We start from the raw sequence: 17872 nt of genomic DNA on the forward strand, positions 1-17872 counted from the left end.
TATGGCTTCCTTCAGACCCTGCCGTTGGCCAGCAACGCCCTTGCCATTCGGATTGTCTTCCCCTTAGTCAGGGTGACTCAGGTTTCTTTCAACCTGACGGGTTTACCAGCTTCGCTGGGCAAACAAGCAAAAAGGCTGCATCTGCAGCCTTTTTTATGTCTGCCGCTAACACATCAATGCGAAAGCGGCGCTTAGGTTTGGTTTAGGTTTGATAGGAAGATTAACCGACAAACTTAATCATGACACCTGCAGCGATTGCAGAACCTATAACACCGGCAACGTTAGGACCCATTGCATGCATCAGTAGGAAGTTTTGTGGGTTAGCTTCAAGACCTAACTTGTTAGACACCCTTGCTGCCATGGGAACAGCAGAAACCCCAGCCGAACCAATTAATGGGTTAATCGCATTACCACCCATCATCCAGTTCATCGCTTTAGCCATTAGGACACCTGATGCAGTACCTATTGCGAAAGCAACGATACCCAAAATCATGATACCTAGCGTTTGTAGATCAAGGAATTTGTCTGCAACCAGAACCGAACCGACTGACAAACCTAGGAAGATAGTCACTATGTTGATCAACGCATTTTGCGCTGTATCACTTAAGCGATCTACAACTCCACATTCGCGCATCAGGTTACCAAAGCAGAACATTCCTAACAGCGGTGCCGCAGCAGGTAACAATAATGCTACCAAGAACAGCAATACTATGGGGAATAGTATCTTTTCACGCTTCGATACTGGACGTAATTGACTCATCACAATCTTACGCTCACGCTCAGTGGTCAATAAGCGCATAATCGGTGGCTGAACCATCGGTACAAGAGCCATATAAGCATAAGCAGATACCGCAATAGCACCTAACAAATGCGGCGCTAACATGGTCGATACCCAGATAGCCGTTGGACCATCCGCACCACCGATAATACCGATGGCTGCAGCTTCTTGAATGGTGAAGTTCATGACTCCCATCGCAGTTAGCATAACCGCACCTATCACGGTGGCAAAGATACCAAACTGGGCAGCCGCACCTAAAAACATCATTCTAGGGTTAGCAAGTAGTGGACCAAAGTCAGTCATTGCACCGACACCCATAAAGATGAGCAAAGGCGCAGCGCCAGATAGAATCGCAATGCTATAGAAATTGTATAGCATGCCATTGTTGTAGCCAGAATCTTGCGCTATGAAGCTTGCAGCTGCTTTTATAGATGCAGCAGCATCAGCATAGAGCACCTTCATCTCAGCAATACTTCCTGACGCACTGCCTAGAAGAATCGCTAACTCACCAAGCACCTCAGGACCACCAAAATAAAAAGCGTTTTCTACTGCAGAGTACGCAATACCGGCTTGAGGAATATTGGCAAGAATACCCCCAAAACCGATTGGCACTAGCAGTAATGGCTCAAACTTTTTATTAATCGCCAAGTAAAGCAGGATGAAACCCACGAAGATCATCGCAACTTGACCAAAGGTCAAGTTTGCAAGTCCGGAGTCACGCCAAATACTTAATAAAGCTTCCATTGATGGCCCCTGTTACGCAAGAGATATTAGGCTATCGCCCACTTGGACGGTATCGCCTTCTTTAACGTCGATCGATACAACAGAACCTGAACGCGCAGCACGCACTTCAGTTTCCATTTTCATAGCTTCTAGAATAATCAGCACATCACCTTCTTTAACTTGCTGACCGACACTGACCATTACCTTCCAGATATTACCCGCCAGAGGCGCACCCACGGGTTCACCTGAACCAACAGGAGCAGCGGCTGGCGCACTGGAAGCAGGTGCAGCCGTTGGTGCAACATTAGTGATATCACCACCTTCGGAAACCTGAACCACATAACTTTGACCATTAACCACAATGGTATAGACACCCGTATCTGAAGCTTTTGCGGGGGTAGCAGCTGAAGTGGTAGCTGGAAGATTTTCTTCACCCGTCGGTACTGGCTCAAAAGCATCAGGATTATTGCGGTTTTCTAGGAATTTCAAACCTATCTGTGGGAAAAGCGCATAAGTAAGAACATCATCAATCTCGGTTTCACCGGAAGCTAATTGAATGCCTTTATCTTTTGCGATTCCTTTAAGCTCAGTCGTTAATTTTTCAACTTCTGGCTCTAGCATGTCAGCCGGTCTGCAGGTGATCGCTTCACCGCCATCAAGAACACGTGCTTGCAATTCAGCATTATAAGGCGCTGGAGCTGCACCGTATTCACCTTTCAGAATGGCTTGGACTTCTTTAGAGATACTCTTGTAACGCTCACCCATTAGCACGTTGATAACCGCTTGGGTACCGACGATTTGTGATGTCGGTGTCACTAAAGGAATTAAGCCTAAATCTTCTCTAACCTTTGGAATCTCTGCTAATACTTCATCAAACTTATCTGCAGCGCCTTGTTCTTTTAACTGGCTCTCCATATTCGTCAACATACCGCCGGGTACTTGAGCTAATAGAATGCGTGAGTCTGTACCACGTAAAGAGCCTTCAAACTTGGCATATTTCTTACGAACTACGCGGAAGTAAGCTGCAATCTCTTCCAACAACTCAAGGTTTAATCCTGTGTCTCTGTCTAGCCCTTGCAGAGCTGCGACAACAGTTTCAGTCGCTGTATGTCCGTAGGTCATAGACATAGAAGAGATAGAGGTATCAACACGATCAATACCTGCTTCTATGGCTTTCAATAAAGTCATATCAGCAAGACCTGAAGTCGCGTGAGACTGTAACTGAACTTCTAAGTCTGTCTGCGCTTTAAGGCGGGAAACTAAATTAAAAGCATCGTAGGGAGTCAAAATACCTGACATATCTTTGATAAAGATTGAGTCAGCGCCCATATCTTCTAGAGTTTTAGCATAGTCAACCCACATATCTAGGGTGTGTACGCGACTCGTTGTATAAGACATTGTTCCTTGTGCATGCTTGCCACAATCTTTAACGGCTTTAATGGCACACTCTAGGTTACGTGGATCATTCATGGCATCGAAGACACGGAAAACATCAACACCGTTTTTAGCAGCTCTTTCTACGAATCGCGAAACCACATCATCCGCGTAGTGACGATAACCTAGCAAGTTTTGTCCACGCAGTAGCATTTGTTGCGGTGTATTAGGCATTGCAGCTTTAAGTTCGCGAATGCGTACCCAAGGGTCTTCGCCAAGGTAACGAATGCAAGCATCAAATGTTGCGCCACCCCAGCTTTCAACAGACCAGTATCCAACTTGATCCATTTTAGCTGCAATCGGCAGCATATCATCAAGGCGCATGCGAGTTGCTAATAGAGACTGATGACCATCACGTAAAACAAGTTCCGTGATACCTAGCGGTTTTTTTACGTCAGACATGGGGCTAACCTTTATAATTTCGTTAAATGAGAATTATTGACCGTTTCGATCTTCACGGTATTTCTTGATAGCTGCTGACATGACAGCGACTAGAGCCTGATCATTAGGCTGTCCACTCGCAGCAACTGTATGACCCTTTCTGGGTGATGCAGGGACAGGAGCAGGTTCAAAACGCATCATAATGCGCGACATGATTGATGTTGCAATGACTAGCAGTGTGAGAAACACCACAACAAATCCCATACCAAAAACTAGCAAGTAAAAGCCTTCGGTTATTATGTCTATGTCGTCCATCAAATGCTCCTTTGATGTAGTGAACTAGCTTACTTGTAGCTGATAAAGCGTTAAGTACTGTCTAGCTAATTAAAAATGTTTCTACCTAATTCTGGTAGGCGCAAAAGGGTTATTAGCCCATTAAAGCCAAAAAGAACTGTAGCAGCAAGCTACCTGAACAAGATGTAATTTTTTTACAAAAAATACTGATCCAATAGCTAAACAACATTTTGGTTACGAATCCATCAATGCATAGCTGAAGGAGATCATTAGATTAATCAATATAGACCAGAATCAACATATTGCTATGTGAATGTAACAAGCAGAACAGAAGTGTAGTTCGAAGGGTTTACAAACGATGGAAAATAAAAAGAAAAAACAACTCAATAAGGAATGTTGGTTGATAGGAAGAAACTTAAACAAGACTTGAAGAAATGGCGCGCCCGAGAGGATTCGAACCTCTGACCGCCTGGTTCGTAGCCAGGTACTCTATCCAGCTGAGCTACGGGCGCACACTTTTTTTCTATAGCAACCGTTGTCTTTTGATGGCGCGCCCGAGAGGATTCGAACCTCTGACCGCCTGGTTCGTAGCCAGGTACTCTATCCAGCTGAGCTACGGGCGCATATCAAAATGGCGGTGAGTGAGGGATTCGAACCCTCGATAGAGTTTCCCCTATACGCCCTTAGCAGGGGCGCGCCTTCAGCCACTCGGCCAACTCACCTAACAACGGCGCATATACTACTAAGAAAAATCCCTAATGAAAAGAGAAATTTAAAAAAATTACTCTTTTCCTGAATCTTCCCCTTTTTCACGCTGAATTCGTTGATAAATCTCTTCACGATGAACAGATACATCCTTCGGTGCATTGACACCGATACGAACTTGATTACCTTTTACACCTAATACAGTTACAGTGACATCGTCACCAACCATTAAAGTTTCACCAACACGTCTAGTCAAAATTAACATTTTGAATCTCCCGGTCCATTAAACTGTTGTGATACTGTGACCGATACATCATCGGCACTGATCCTTCAGTAATTTAAGTTTATTCAGAAACGGTATCTGTTACATCAAGATTGAATGAAGAGTGCAATGCACGCACTGCAAGCTCCAAGTATTTTTCTGCAATCACAACTGATACTTTGATCTCAGAGGTTGAGATCATCTGAATGTTAATGTTTTCATTAGCCAAGGCATCAAACATACGACTCGCCACTCCGGCGTGTGAACGCATCCCAACGCCCACAATTGATACTTTGGCTATTTTGTTGCTCCCTGTGCATTCTCTTGCACCTAACTCGACCACTACCTTTTCGAGAATCGCTTTGGCTTTATCGTAGTCATTACGATGCACCGTAAAGGTAAAGTCAGTGGTTTTATCTCCTGCCACATTCTGTACGATCATATCGACTTCAATATTAGCACGACTGACCGGTCCTAAAATCCTAGAGGCCACACCGGGTATATCGGGTACACCGACAACTGTCAGTTTGGCTTCATCGCGGTTAAACGCAATACCTGAGATGACCGGATTTTCCACAGTACTATCTTCCTCTGTTGTTATCAATGTACCTGGGCCGTCTACCATACTGGATAGAACACGCAAAGGAACCTTATATTTACCTGCAAACTCAACGCTTCGAATTTGAAGAACCTTTGAGCCTAAGCTGGCCATTTCTAGCATTTCTTCAAAAGTGATCTTTTCTAGCCGACGAGCGGTTTCAACAACACGCGGATCGGTTGTATACACACCATCAACGTCGGTGTAGATCTGACATTCATCTGCTTTCAAAGCAGCTGCCAGCGCAACGCCGGTAGTATCTGAACCACCTCGACCAAGCGTAGTGATGTTACCCTGAGTATCGACCCCTTGAAATCCAGCAACAACAACGACTCGACCTTCATTAAGATCGGTGCGCATCTTGTCCGTTTCAATATCTTGTATGCGTGCTTTAGAAAAGGCACTATCGGTTAAAATCTTGACTTGAGCACCTGTGTAAGAACGGGCACTAATTCCACGCTTCTCCAATGCCATACAAAGCAATGCGATAGTGACCTGCTCTCCAGTAGAGACCAATACATCCAGCTCACGTGGGTCCGGACTATCGGTAATCGCTTTTGCCAAAGCGATCAACCGATTAGTCTCTCCACTCATTGCTGATAGCACGACCACAATATCATCGCCGCGGTCACGAAACCCTTTAACTTTATCAGCGACGGCTTCAATCCTTTCAATTGAACCGACCGATGTACCGCCGTACTTTTGTACGTACAATGCCATTTTACTTCTCCGCACGAGTAGTTTTTCTACCCGATCAGCCATTTACACAAAATCAGGCGTTATTTAGTAATTCAGGTACACGTTGCAAAGCAGCTGGTATTGCAGATACATCAACCCCACCTCCCTGCGCCATATCTGGCCGACCGCCACCTTTACCACCCAACACTGATGCAAGTTCACGCACTAGATCGCCAGCTTTCACACGCGTAATTAGATCCTTGGTAACACCTGCGAGCACACTGACTTTTCCGTCATCGGTTCTCGCTAATAAAACAACGACTCCACTGCCCAGTTTGTTTTTTAACTGGTCCATCATATCACGCAAGGATTTTGGATCTGCGCCTTCAATCTCTGTAGCTAGCAGGGATATCCCATTCACAATTGTTACATGAGATAGCAGGTCACCGCTTTGAGCAGAAGCAAGTTTAGCGTTAACTTTCTCTAATTCTTTCTCTAATTGCTTGTTTCTTTCAGCAATTAGCTTCACTTTTTCAAGTAAATTGCCTCTAGAGCCTTTCACTAACGCCGCAATCTCCGACACTAGGGCATCACTTTCAGCAGTATAAGCCAGCGCCTGCTTTCCTGTGACTGCTTCAATTCGTCTTACACCCGCCGCAATACCCGCTTCACTGGTGATTCTGAATAAACCTATATCACCTGTGCGACTGGCATGAGTACCACCACACAACTCCAAAGAGTAGTCACCCATGCTGAGTACGCGCACATCTGCATCATACTTTTCACCGAACAAAGCCATGGCACCTTTGGCTTTTGCAGCATCGAGTGACATCACTTCAGTATCTACCGATAGATTTCCCCGGATCTGCTCATTCACCTGCTGCTCAATGGCATCGAGCTGCTCTGCAGTTACAGCTTCAAAGTGAGAAAAATCGAAACGTAATCTTTCAGCATCCACCAGCGAGCCTTTTTGCTGAACATGCTCACCTAAAATATTTCTTAATGCAGCATGCAACAAATGTGTAGCAGAGTGATTTAAAGCAGTCGCTTGACGACGCTGATGGTCCACTTCTGTAACCACTGTATCCTCGACCTGAATGACACCTTCTACTACTTTTCCGTGATGCAAATGGTGCTTTCCTTCCTTGGTACAATCGCTGACTTCAAATTGACCACGATCCCAGCGTAATACACCTGAATCGCCAACCTGACCACCGGACTCCGCATAGAAAGCTGTATTCTCTAAAACCACGACTCCAGTTTCACCAGCAGAGAGCTGCTTAACCGACTCACCCTCTTTTAACAGCAGAAGAACACGACCACGATCTTGTAATGAGGCATAACCGTTGAAACAAGTTTCACCCTCGAGTTGAATCTGCTCGTTGTAATCAACGCTAAATTGACCTGCAGAGCGAGCACGCTCACGTTGAGCGTTCATCGCTTGCTCAAAACCATCCATATCTAAGGTAAGATTATGCTCTCTAGCCACATCAGCAGTTAAATCAACTGGGAAACCATAGGTATCGTAAAGCTTAAAGACTGTTTCACCGGACAACACACTGCCGTCTAATGAATCGATAGCTTGCTGCAATATACTCATGCCATTATCCAGCGTTCTAGCGAACTGCTGTTCTTCTTTAAGTAACACTTTTTCAATCTGAGCTTGCTGAGTTCGTAATTCTGGATAAGCTTCGCCCATCACATCTGCCATGGCTTGTACCAGCTCATGGAAAAATGCACCCTGCGCGCCTAATTTATTTCCATGACGTATGGCGCGTCGAATGATACGGCGTAATACGTAACCACGCCCTTCATTCGAAGGAACAACACCGTCTGTGATCAGAAAACAGCTGGAGCGTATGTGATCGGCAATAACCCTAAGTGACTGTTGCCGTTCATCTTTACAACCTACGGATTTAGCAGCCGCAGCAAGTAACTTCTGGAACAGATCTATTTCATAGTTACTGTGAACTTGCTGCATCACTGCGGCAACTCGCTCCAACCCCATGCCAGTATCAACCGAGGGTTTTGGCAGAGGTGCCATACTGCCGTCGGCTGACCGGTTATATTGCATAAATACAATATTCCAGATCTCAATATAACGATCACCATCTTCATCTGGACTTCCTGGCGGTCCACCAGCAACGTCAGGACCATGATCAAAAAAGATCTCAGTACAAGGACCGCAAGGACCTGTATCACCCATTGACCAGAAGTTATCTTCATCTAATTTCGAAAAGCGCGCAGGATCTGCACCTATCTCTTCTTTCCAAATTTTTTCCGCTTCGTCATCACTGTGGTGAACGGTAACCCAAAGACGCTCTTTGGGCAGTTGCAATACTTCTGTCAGAAAGGTCCAAGCAAAGCGAATAGCATCCTGTTTAAAATAATCACCAAAACTGAAGTTACCCAACATTTCAAAAAATGTGTGGTGACGAGCAGTATAACCAACATTTTCTAGATCATTATGCTTGCCGCCGGCCCTTACACAACGTTGCGATGTCGTTGCACGAGAGTAGTCGCGGTTATCGGTACCTAAAAAAACGTCTTTAAACTGTACCATGCCCGCATTAGTAAATAGCAAGGTCGGGTCATTACCCGGAATCAATGAACTTGATGGGACAATGGTATGTCCTTGCTCATTGAAGTACTGAAGAAATGCTTCACGTATCTGTGCACTGGTCATGTATTGCATAGTTAACCTTCTGCTACTTACCACGGATCTAAAAATGACCGAAGATTATATAGAAATTCTTTAAAATGTACGATATTTATCCTTGCTTTTTCTTCACATCTCGTTTCTGAATACATTCTTTATATCGTCATAGCTAAAACCATGATTTAAAAGGTAACGCACCTGCTTCGCTTGCTCCTTAGGCGTGAGTTTCTGACTAGGATCAAAACGTTTATTAGCTAAGGCCTGTGCTAGTTCGGACCAGTCTGGTTCCATCTCATCAAGGATTTGATCAATCATTGTTTTGGAAATACCTTTTTGGGATAGTTCAAACACAATCCTTTTGGGTCCCCAGTATTGACTGATGCGCTGACGAATAAAACTTTCTGCAAAACGCTGGTCACTTTGGTAGCCATTTTGTGCCATGGTATCCAGCACTTGGTTAAGTAACTCAATAGACTGTGACTGAGATTTAAGGCGTTGATAGAGTTCAGCACGCGAATATTCACGACGTGCAAGTAGTGAGATGATTTTATTTTTGATTGACTGGGCGTCTAGAAGTGTATTCATGTGGAATCAACATCCTGTTGCTATCAATAAATTGTATCAGATCAATTAAAACAAAATGACCTAAATACTAAAACTGCATCCATCCCTGAATGCAGTTTAATAAATTGAACTTATAAATCTAATTCAGGCTCTACCGTTGGATCTTCATCGGTCACTTTAACCGGTGAAGACAATAAACGACGACGAATTTCTAATTCGATTTCTTTGGCAATTTCAGGGTGCTCTTCAAGATACTTGGCAGCATTGGCTTTACCTTGACCTATCTTATCGCCTTTGTATGCGTACCATGCTCCAGCCTTATCAACTAAGCCTTCCTTAACCCCCAAGTCAATCACTTCGCCCATATGGTAGATACCACTACCATACATAATCTGGAACTCAGCTTGCTTAAAGGGAGGCGCTACTTTGTTTTTTACAACTTTTACGCGGGTTTCGTTACCGACTATCTCATCACCTTGTTTCACAGAGCCGATGCGACGAATATCCAAACGAACAGACGCATAAAACTTAAGCGCATTACCACCGGTTGTGGTTTCTGGTGAACCAAACATCACACCAATTTTCATACGTATCTGGTTAATGAAAATGAGCAGTGTATTGGCATTTTTAACATTAGACGTTAATTTTCGCAGGGCTTGGGACATCAAACGAGCTTGCAAACCCATGTGTGAATCACCCATCTCACCTTCGATTTCAGCTTTAGGTGTTAATGCTGCGACTGAGTCAACAACAATCACGTCAACGGCATTAGAGCGAACTAACATATCGGTAATTTCTAGGGCTTGTTCACCTGTATCTGGCTGAGATACCAACAACGCATCAACGTCTACACCTAGCTTTTCAGCATAGATAGGGTCGAGCGCATGCTCGGCGTCTACAAATGCACAGGTTTTACCTTGTTTTTGCGCTTCTGCAATGACTTGAAGAGTCAGGGTTGTTTTGCCGGAAGACTCAGGGCCATAGATTTCAACAACACGACCGTAGGGCAAGCCACCCAATCCAAGAGCAATATCAAGCCCTAATGACCCAGTTGATACAGACGGTATGGCTTCTCGAGGATGGTCACTCATACGCATCACTGCGCCTTTACCAAACTGACGTTCAATCTGTGACAAAGCAGCATCAAGTGCTTTTTTTCTATTATCGTCCATTGAGCTTTAACCTCTGGCGTTCGCGATGATCGAATAAATACTGTATATCTAAACAGTATTATTTCATATTTTTATGGAAATGCAAGCGTAGTAAAAGAAAACTATCTATAAATTACTTAATTTGGCAAATACGCCAACACTCCTTGTAATGCCTGCTCTACTGCTTGCTCCCTTATGGATTGTCGATCGCCTGAAAAGAAGCTTAAACAGGTTACTGTTGCCTGATTGCGAATTGCCCACGCAAACCACACTGTACCTACTGGTTTTTGATCCGTACCACCATCAGGACCGGCAACACCACTGATTGCCACGGTGATGTCAACTTCTGCATTTCGCAGCGCTCCCTCTGCCATCTGAACAACCACTGACTCGGAAACGGCGCCTTTAGATTCGAGTGTTTCCTCTTTGACGCCCAACATTCTTTTTTTTGCTGCATTTGAATAAGTAACATAACCTGAATCAAACCAATTAGACGAACCCGGTATTTGAGTCAATAACTGTGCAACCCACCCCCCTGTGCAAGATTCAGCGGTTGCCATGCGCGCATTCCGCTGAGTTAAGGCTTGTGCCACTTCAGCTGCTAGATCTTTCATTCTGTCATTTCCCGTTTCAGTGCTGATACCATTTAACGTAGAATAGTCACTGCATTAAAAACCAGTGTTCATCGAGTTGCAATCATAACGGAGCTTCTGTGTCTTCAAGCACTTCCACTTCATCTCTACAAAATCATACCCCAATGATGCAGCAATATTTGCGTATTAAGGCTGAGCACCCTCATCAATTGCTGTTTTACCGTATGGGTGACTTTTATGAACTTTTTTACAACGATGCTAAACGTGCAGCTCAACTACTGGATATCTCGTTAACCGCTCGGGGCAAATCTGATGGTCACCCCATTCCTATGGCGGGTGTACCTTACCATGCGGCGGAAGGTTATATTGCCAAACTGGTAAGACAAGGTGAATCCGTTGTCATCTGTGAACAGGTCGGTGACCCTGCTACCAGCAAAGGACCCGTTGATAGGCAAGTGGCTCGTATCGTCACACCTGGCACGTTGACAGATGAAGCCTTTCTTGAAGCCAAAACAGACAGCTTACTGGTGGCTATTTATGTATTACAGCAGCGCTATGGTTTAGCACAACTTGACTTAAGCTCGGGTCGTTTTAGCCTTCTCGAATTGGTCAGTGAAAATGAATTGCTCGCTGAAATAGAACGACTTCAACCCGCTGAAATTTTGTTTGATGATAATAACCTGCTAGCCAGTCTCTTAAAGCAACGCAAAGGACTTCATTCACAACCCCCTTGGTACTTTGAATCGGAAGCTGCCGAGCGTCTTCTCTGCCAGCAATTCAATGTAGCTAATCTAGAGGGCTTTGGATGCACACATCTTACGGCTGCAATTGCAGCAGCAGGATGCTTACTACAATATGCTCGCGATACACAGCGCAGCAATTTGCCCCATATTCGCAGGCTTCAAGTTGAAGATCGTAGTGAGGCACTGCAGATGGATGCTGCAACACGACGAAACCTCGAGCTGGATACCAATTTGAATGGTGGACGTGAAAATACCCTAGCCTCCGTGTTAGATCGTACACAAACCGCGATGGGAAGTAGGCTGCTAAAACGTTGGCTACACAGACCCCTTAGAGACTTGACCCGCCTAGAGCTTCGCCAAGATGCTATTCGCTGGCTACTCGAGGATTATAGACATGAGACCCTTGCCTGTTCACTGAAACCGATAGGTGATTGCGAGCGAATACTATCGCGAGTTGCGCTTCGTTCAGCTCGCCCGCGTGACCTTGAACGTTTAAGGGATGCACTCAATGCGCTGCCAGGCATTCAACAAGGTCTTAAACCGACCGATTCTGTTCGCATAGAAAGTTTGTCTGAAGAAATTGCCGAATTTCCTGATCTCGCTAACCTTCTTCAACGAGCGATTATCGACTCTCCTCCCGTTGTGATCCGTGATGGCGGGGTTATTGCAAATGGCTATGATGCTGAACTCGACGAACTTCGTGGTCTTAGCGAAAATGCGGGTGAATATCTTCTAGAACTGGAGCAACGGGAACGACAACGCACGGGCATCTCTACCCTGAAAGTTGGCTACAACCGTGTTCATGGCTATTACATTGAACTAAGCCGCTCTCAATCCGACACAGTTCCCGGTGATTATATTCGTCGACAAACACTGAAAAACGCTGAGCGATTTATTACACCAGAGTTAAAAACGTTTGAAGATAAAGCCTTAAGCGCTAAAGGACGTGCTTTAGCGCGCGAAAAACAACTCTATGATGCATTACTCGAAACCCTAGCGGATCAACTAGCCCCTCTACAGATGAGTGCCTCCGCATTGGCAGAATTAGATCTACTGTGCTGTCTTGCAGAACGAGCAGAATCACTCAATTATGTTAGACCTCAGCTGACACAAGATATCCTTATAGATATCCAAGGTGGTCGTCACCCTGTCGTTGAAGAGGTAAATGACACGCCGTTTGTCGCTAATGATCTGCACCTAGATAACGAACAGCATATGTTGATCATTACCGGTCCAAACATGGGGGGTAAATCAACCTATATGCGGCAAACCGCCCTGATCACCTTAATGGCGCAGATGGGTAGCTATGTTCCCGCAACCATTGCCAGGATAGGGCTCACCGATCGTATTTTCACCCGAATGGGTTCTTCTGATGACCTTGCAGGTGGACGCTCAACCTTTATGGTAGAAATGCATGAAACAGCCAACATTCTTCACAATGCGACACCTCGCAGCTTGGTGTTGATGGATGAAGTTGGCAGAGGAACCAGTACCTTTGATGGCTTATCACTGGCTTGGTCTTGTGCTGAACATTTAGCTACCGAGATTAAAGCGATGGTGTTGTTCGCAACGCATTACTTTGAGCTCACAACGCTACCTGAAAGAATTCAAGGCATTCGAAATGTCCACTTAACCGCAATTGAACATCATGACAGTATTGTGTTTATGCATGAGGTTAGAGAGGGAGCCGCTAATCAAAGCTATGGACTTCAAGTTGCGCAATTGGCGGGAGTTCCATCAGAGGTGATTCATCGTGCGCGTGAAAAACTAGTTCAGCTAGAGCAAGATACTCGCCCAGTACCCAAACACAACGAAACGCCCAAACAAACAGGCCCTGTACAACCTGATATGTTTGCCAGTCCGCAGCCTAGTGCGGCTGAGATCAAACTTAAAAGCCTGTGTCCTGATGAAATGACACCAAAACAAGCACTGGAAGCACTGTATCAGCTTCAGGCATTACAACAGGCAAAGTAGAATTGTTAACGTGATGACCTGCTGGCTATTGCAGCAGGTCTTCTCCTGTTAGACCATTCTTCTCGACAATTTCACGTAATTTACGCAAACCTTCCACTTGAATTTGTCTAACTCGTTCACGTGTTAGGCCGATTTCATTACCGACCTCTTCAAGAGTACTCATTTCATAACCACGCAATCCAAAACGACGCGCGATCACTTCAGAATGTTTCTCCGGCAACATATCTAACCAGCGATTTAAGTTACCGCTGATATTGGTGGTTTGCAGTAACGATTCTGGATCTGAACTTTCAGAATCTGCCAAACTATCCAGTAAGGGTTTATCTCCACCACCGACACCGGGAACATCAATAGAAGCGACTCGCTCATTGAGACCTAGCATCCGCTCTACACTCTCGACTGGTTTTTCAACGAGGGTAGCAATCTCTTCAGCGGTAGGTTCGTGATCTAGTTTCTGAGCCAATTGGCGGGATGCACGAAGATATAAATTCAACTCTTTGACAACATGAATGGGTAAACGAATAGTCCGTGTTTGGTTCATGATGGCACGTTCTATAGTCTGACGTATCCACCAGGTAGCATAGGTTGAGAAACGAAAACCGCGCTCGGGATCGAACTTTTCGACCGCACGAATAAGGCCAAGATTACCCTCTTCAATCAGATCAAGCAGTGTTAAGCCTCGATTGATGTAACGACGCGCAATTTTGACCACTAGACGTAAATTACTCTCTATCATACGCTTACGGGCGGCTTCATCACCTTTCAAGGCTAAGCGTGAAAAATACACTTCTTCTTCAGCACTTAATAAAGGTGAAAAACCTATTTCGTTTAGATAGATTTGGGTTGCATCAAGGCTTTTAGCATTCATCAGATCTTGATGAGTGGCCGTTCCTCGCCCTCGACTAGAATCAAGAAACTCATCGTCTTGAATATCATCATCGTCAGATTCTTCTATATCATCAATTAAGTCATCTGAATCTAACAAGAAATCTTCTTCTGCCTTATCACTGTCGTTCATTGACGTCATGCAATAACCCTTTCATTGAAATCTGGTATTTCCAGTTGTTGTTTTTGTTATCTTCTTGGAAGATGGCCTAATGGATCTACAGGCCGACCGTTGCGTCTTATTTCAAAATGTAACTGTACCCTGTCCGTTCCTGATTGACCCATCTCAGCAATTTTATCACCCGCTTTAACCATATCATTTTCACTGACTAAAATGCGACTGTTATGCGCATAAGCACTTAAAAACTCTCGATTATGATTAATAATGACTAGGTTGCCGTAACCTAAAAGACCACTACCAGCATAAACCACTCGACCGTCTGCAGCCGCGATAACAGGATCACCTAGCTGACCTGCGATATCAATACCTTTATTACCACCCTCTGCAGCAGAGAAACGTCTGATAATTTGACCGTTCGCAGGCCATCGCCAAACCGGCTGTCCAGTCGTTGCTGCTGGTTGCGGTGTCGATGCGACCGGTTGCGAACTTGTCTGTTGACGTGCCTGCTGCTGAGATGATGACTGCTGATTGGCTGTAGTTTGGCTTGTTTGTTGAGTTGCAGAGCGAGCAGGTGTTGAGCTCTGCTGTGGTTGAGCCGTTGGCCTTGTTGCTGTTGCCGTTGTTGCAGATCCTGCGGAAGACGGTGGCGATAGGCGCAGGACTTGTCCTGGAAAAATCTGGAAACGTTCGTTAACGTTATTCCACCTTGCCACTTCACGATAATCCAAACCATAACGCCAAGATATAGAGTACAGGGTATCTCCACGATTAACGGTGTAACTGCCGGGATTCGGAAGCGGTGCAGGACGGCTTGCTGATGCTTGAGAAGAAACAGGAACTCCCACCTGACGCGCTCCCATTGAGCGATCAGTCACAGGAGCAAAGCCGGTACCACAGCCTTGTATAAGGCTCAGTAACAGTATCACAAGGATAAAAGCCTGACTGCCCCTGCCGTTCACGTTATCTCCAAATCAGCGTCTATCCAGCACCAATACGAGCGTACATCCAACCACTATTAATGCTACAGCGAATAGCGTTAATGGGTCTTGTCCCGTCAGTGCTAAATAGGTGTCGGGTAAAATATTCTTTTGTGCTAGAGGCACCTCTTCACCACGACTATTGATGTTATAAGACAGTGTATATTTCCAAGGCCAAACCATATTTAATGACCCAAACATAAAGCCACCTAATAAGGACAGCGTTAAAATTCGGTAATGGTTAAAAGCCCAGCTCAACACACGAGAAAAACTTAACAGACCGGTGATGCAGCCAAGCACAAAGATAGAGATAAAACCTAGCTCAAAACTCTTTAACGCCAATAATACAGGCGCATACATACCTAACAGCAGCAAAATAAAACTACCCGAAATACCCGGTAGTATCATGGCACAGATTGCTATCATGCCTGACAAAAAGATCATTAAATAACCAGGATCAGCGACTGAGGGTGTCAATGCGGATATCTGCAATGCAATCACTGCGCCTAACATAAACATAGCAGCGACATTAAAGCCGACCTTGCCTGTATGACGCATAACACTCCACGTAGAGGCGAGAATCAAACCAAAAAAGAACGACCAGAGTAAAACTGGATATTCATCCAACAAGTACAAAACGACTCGTGCAACCGTTAATAAACTGATCAAAATCCCACTGACTAACGTCAGCAAAAAAGTACCATTAATATGCTGCCAACATGCCTTGATACCTTGGGTAAAAAGCACTTTAAGTGCTTCGGGTCCGCACTGGCGAATACTATGGATCAGCTCTTCATAGATCCCTGTTATGAAGGCGACTGTTCCTCCAGAAACACCTGGAACGGCATCTGCGGCACCCATCAGCATTCCTTTCCCTGCTAACTTTATGTAGTATTGCTTGCTTCGCTGCATTTTTTACTTAAATCCTTATCAGCGGACCAGTCCACTCAAGAGTGGAACAAATTTGACACCTTCTAACACTTCTGTGGCAAAACTACCATCTTCCAACCGAGTCACACGCTTTAATTGCTGAAGGTCCCCGCCAACAGGAATAACAAGGCGACCATTAGGAGCGAGCTGCTGCAATAACTCTTCAGGCACCTCAGTCGGAGCTGCTGTCACCAAAATACCATCGAAAGGCCCTTTTTCTGGCCACCCCATGCCACCATCACTATGACGCAACATCACATTATAAAGTTTCAGTCGCTGAAGACGTGTACGTGCTTTTTCTTGTAAAGGGCGAATTCTTTCTACACTAAACAAATGCTCAACCAACTGAGCTAACACCGCTGTCTGATAACCAGAACCCGTGCCAACTTCTAAAACGTTCTTAAGTGGGCCAGCCGCTAAAAGCGCTTCTGTCATGCGAGCTACAGTATAAGGCTGCGAGATAGTCTGATTAAAACCAATGGGTAACGAACTGTCCTCATAAGCTCGATGAGCCAGCGCTTCATCTAAAAAAAGATGTCGCGGTGTCGCTAGCATAACGTCTAGAACATGAGGGTCAGAAATTCCCCTTTCACGTAACCGTGCAATCAATCGTTCGCGTGTTCGACGCGATGTCATGCCGATACCTTGAAGATCCAGATCCAACTTACAGCTCCTCTAACCAAGTGGCTAGATTATCCATCCCTGAGTAATGCGTCATATCAATTTGAAGGGGGGTTATCGAAACGCAATGCTGTTCCAATGCAAAAAAATCGGTACCCGGCTCTCGATCAGCCACATCACCCGCACCTGCAATCCAGTATCGAATCTTACCGCGCGGATCTTCGGCTGGAACTGGTAAATTGGCTGCTAAACGATGACCTAAGCGCGTGACATGAATCCCTTTGATTTCAGACAACGGCAGATCAGGAACATTGATGTTTAAGACCGTTCTAGGCGCAATCACTAAAGAATCCAATTTCGCAACAATACTGCGAACTATTTCGGCAGCGGTATCAAAATGCTTAGGGTGAAAACTGTTCATCGATACGGCAATCGGCGGTAAACGGCAGGTTCGCCCTTCCATCGCTGCTGCAACGGTACCAGAGTAGATGACATCATCACCCAAATTCGCACCGACATTGATACCTGAAACCACTATATCGGGCACAAAACCATCCATAAATAGACCCGATCGACCTAAATGAACGCAGTCTGTTGGCGTGCCATTAACACTGTAGTAACCCGTTGTGTGCTGATACGCCTCTAACGGTCTATCAAGCGTCAACGCATTACTGGCGCCACTGCGATTTCTATCCGGTGCAACCACACACAATAAATCGGAATCTTTACGCAAGGTTTCAGCCAAGATAGCTAAACCCGGTGCATATACCCCATCATCGTTGGAGACTAAAATCTTCATCT

General features: G+C 45.1%; 16 protein-coding genes and 3 tRNA genes. 2 read left to right on the forward strand and 17 right to left on the reverse strand.

The window, feature by feature from the left end:
- A partial coding sequence (locus F7R24_RS14645; RefSeq protein WP_206057487.1) for a hypothetical protein occupies window positions 1-195 on the forward strand: 195 nt, incomplete at its 5' end.
- A gap of 25 nt (window positions 196-220) precedes the next feature.
- Here F7R24_RS14645 and F7R24_RS06560 read toward each other — a convergent pair.
- From F7R24_RS06560 to pncC, 12 genes are all read right to left on the reverse strand, one after another.
- Window positions 221-1522, reverse strand: a complete 1302-nt coding sequence (locus tag F7R24_RS06560; RefSeq protein WP_151670462.1) for a sodium ion-translocating decarboxylase subunit beta — start codon at window positions 1520-1522, stop codon at window positions 221-223.
- A gap of 12 nt (window positions 1523-1534) precedes the next feature.
- Complete coding sequence (gene oadA / locus F7R24_RS06565) at window positions 1535-3337, reverse strand: sodium-extruding oxaloacetate decarboxylase subunit alpha (protein ID WP_151670463.1); 1803 nt, start codon at window positions 3335-3337, stop codon at window positions 1535-1537.
- Window positions 3338-3370: 33 nt separating this feature from the next.
- The gene (locus F7R24_RS06570; protein ID WP_151670464.1) at window positions 3371-3631 is read right to left on the reverse strand and encodes an OadG family protein; all 261 of its coding nucleotides are present in this window, start codon (window positions 3629-3631) and stop codon (window positions 3371-3373) included.
- Window positions 3632-4045: 414 nt separating this feature from the next.
- Window positions 4046-4122 (reverse strand) — tRNA-Arg (locus F7R24_RS06575).
- Window positions 4123-4156: 34 nt separating this feature from the next.
- Window positions 4157-4233 (reverse strand) — tRNA-Arg (locus F7R24_RS06580).
- A gap of 9 nt (window positions 4234-4242) precedes the next feature.
- Window positions 4243-4332 (reverse strand) — tRNA-Ser (locus tag F7R24_RS06585).
- 59 nt (window positions 4333-4391) lie between these two features.
- The gene (csrA, locus tag F7R24_RS06590; RefSeq protein ID WP_036519646.1) at window positions 4392-4580 is read right to left on the reverse strand and encodes a carbon storage regulator CsrA; all 189 of its coding nucleotides are present in this window, start codon (window positions 4578-4580) and stop codon (window positions 4392-4394) included.
- Between the two features lie 79 nt (window positions 4581-4659).
- A complete protein-coding gene (locus tag F7R24_RS06595) occupies window positions 4660-5895 on the reverse strand; it encodes an aspartate kinase (RefSeq protein WP_151670465.1) in 1236 nt (411 codons plus the stop codon).
- 52 nt (window positions 5896-5947) lie between these two features.
- Window positions 5948-8539, reverse strand: a complete 2592-nt coding sequence (alaS, locus tag F7R24_RS06600) for an alanine--tRNA ligase (protein ID WP_151670635.1) — start codon at window positions 8537-8539, stop codon at window positions 5948-5950.
- Between the two features lie 102 nt (window positions 8540-8641).
- Window positions 8642-9097 (reverse strand): regulatory protein RecX, encoded by a 456-nt coding sequence (locus F7R24_RS06605; protein ID WP_151670466.1) that lies wholly within the window; start codon window positions 9095-9097, stop codon window positions 8642-8644.
- Between the two features lie 110 nt (window positions 9098-9207).
- Window positions 9208-10248, reverse strand: coding sequence for a recombinase RecA (gene recA, locus F7R24_RS06610; RefSeq protein ID WP_151670467.1), 1041 nt, complete (start codon window positions 10246-10248; stop codon window positions 9208-9210).
- A 116-nt stretch (window positions 10249-10364) separates the two neighbouring features.
- On the reverse strand, window positions 10365-10841 hold the full coding sequence (pncC, locus tag F7R24_RS06615; protein WP_151670468.1) for a nicotinamide-nucleotide amidase: 477 nt from the start codon (window positions 10839-10841) through the stop codon (window positions 10365-10367).
- Between the two features lie 143 nt (window positions 10842-10984).
- On the opposite strand from pncC, the gene mutS reads away from it, so the two are divergent.
- Window positions 10985-13537: a DNA mismatch repair protein MutS gene (gene mutS, locus F7R24_RS06620; protein ID WP_151670636.1), complete on the forward strand. Its 2553-nt coding sequence runs from the start codon at window positions 10985-10987 to the stop codon at window positions 13535-13537.
- 25 nt (window positions 13538-13562) lie between these two features.
- Here mutS and rpoS read toward each other — a convergent pair whose 3' ends face one another.
- The 5 genes from rpoS to surE are packed head-to-tail and all read right to left on the reverse strand — an operon-like array spanning window position 13563 to window position 17870.
- Window positions 13563-14564: an RNA polymerase sigma factor RpoS gene (gene rpoS / locus F7R24_RS06625; protein WP_206057488.1), complete on the reverse strand. Its 1002-nt coding sequence runs from the start codon at window positions 14562-14564 to the stop codon at window positions 13563-13565.
- Window positions 14565-14611: 47 nt separating this feature from the next.
- Window positions 14612-15502: a peptidoglycan DD-metalloendopeptidase family protein gene (locus F7R24_RS06630; protein ID WP_151670469.1), complete on the reverse strand. Its 891-nt coding sequence runs from the start codon at window positions 15500-15502 to the stop codon at window positions 14612-14614.
- Window positions 15503-15514: 12 nt separating this feature from the next.
- Window positions 15515-16432, reverse strand: coding sequence for a DUF368 domain-containing protein (locus tag F7R24_RS06635; RefSeq protein ID WP_206057489.1), 918 nt, complete (start codon window positions 16430-16432; stop codon window positions 15515-15517).
- A gap of 18 nt (window positions 16433-16450) precedes the next feature.
- Entirely contained in the window at window positions 16451-17113 is a 663-nt protein-coding gene (locus tag F7R24_RS06640; RefSeq protein ID WP_151670470.1) for a protein-L-isoaspartate(D-aspartate) O-methyltransferase, read from the reverse strand.
- 1 nt (window position 17114) lies between these two features.
- The gene (surE, locus tag F7R24_RS06645) at window positions 17115-17870 is read right to left on the reverse strand and encodes a 5'/3'-nucleotidase SurE (RefSeq protein WP_151670471.1); all 756 of its coding nucleotides are present in this window, start codon (window positions 17868-17870) and stop codon (window positions 17115-17117) included.
- Between the last annotated feature and the right edge of the window lie 2 nt (window positions 17871-17872).

It is taken from the genome of Nitrincola schmidtii (assembly GCF_008973715.1).
GTDB lineage: Bacteria > Pseudomonadota > Gammaproteobacteria > Pseudomonadales > Balneatricaceae > Nitrincola > Nitrincola schmidtii.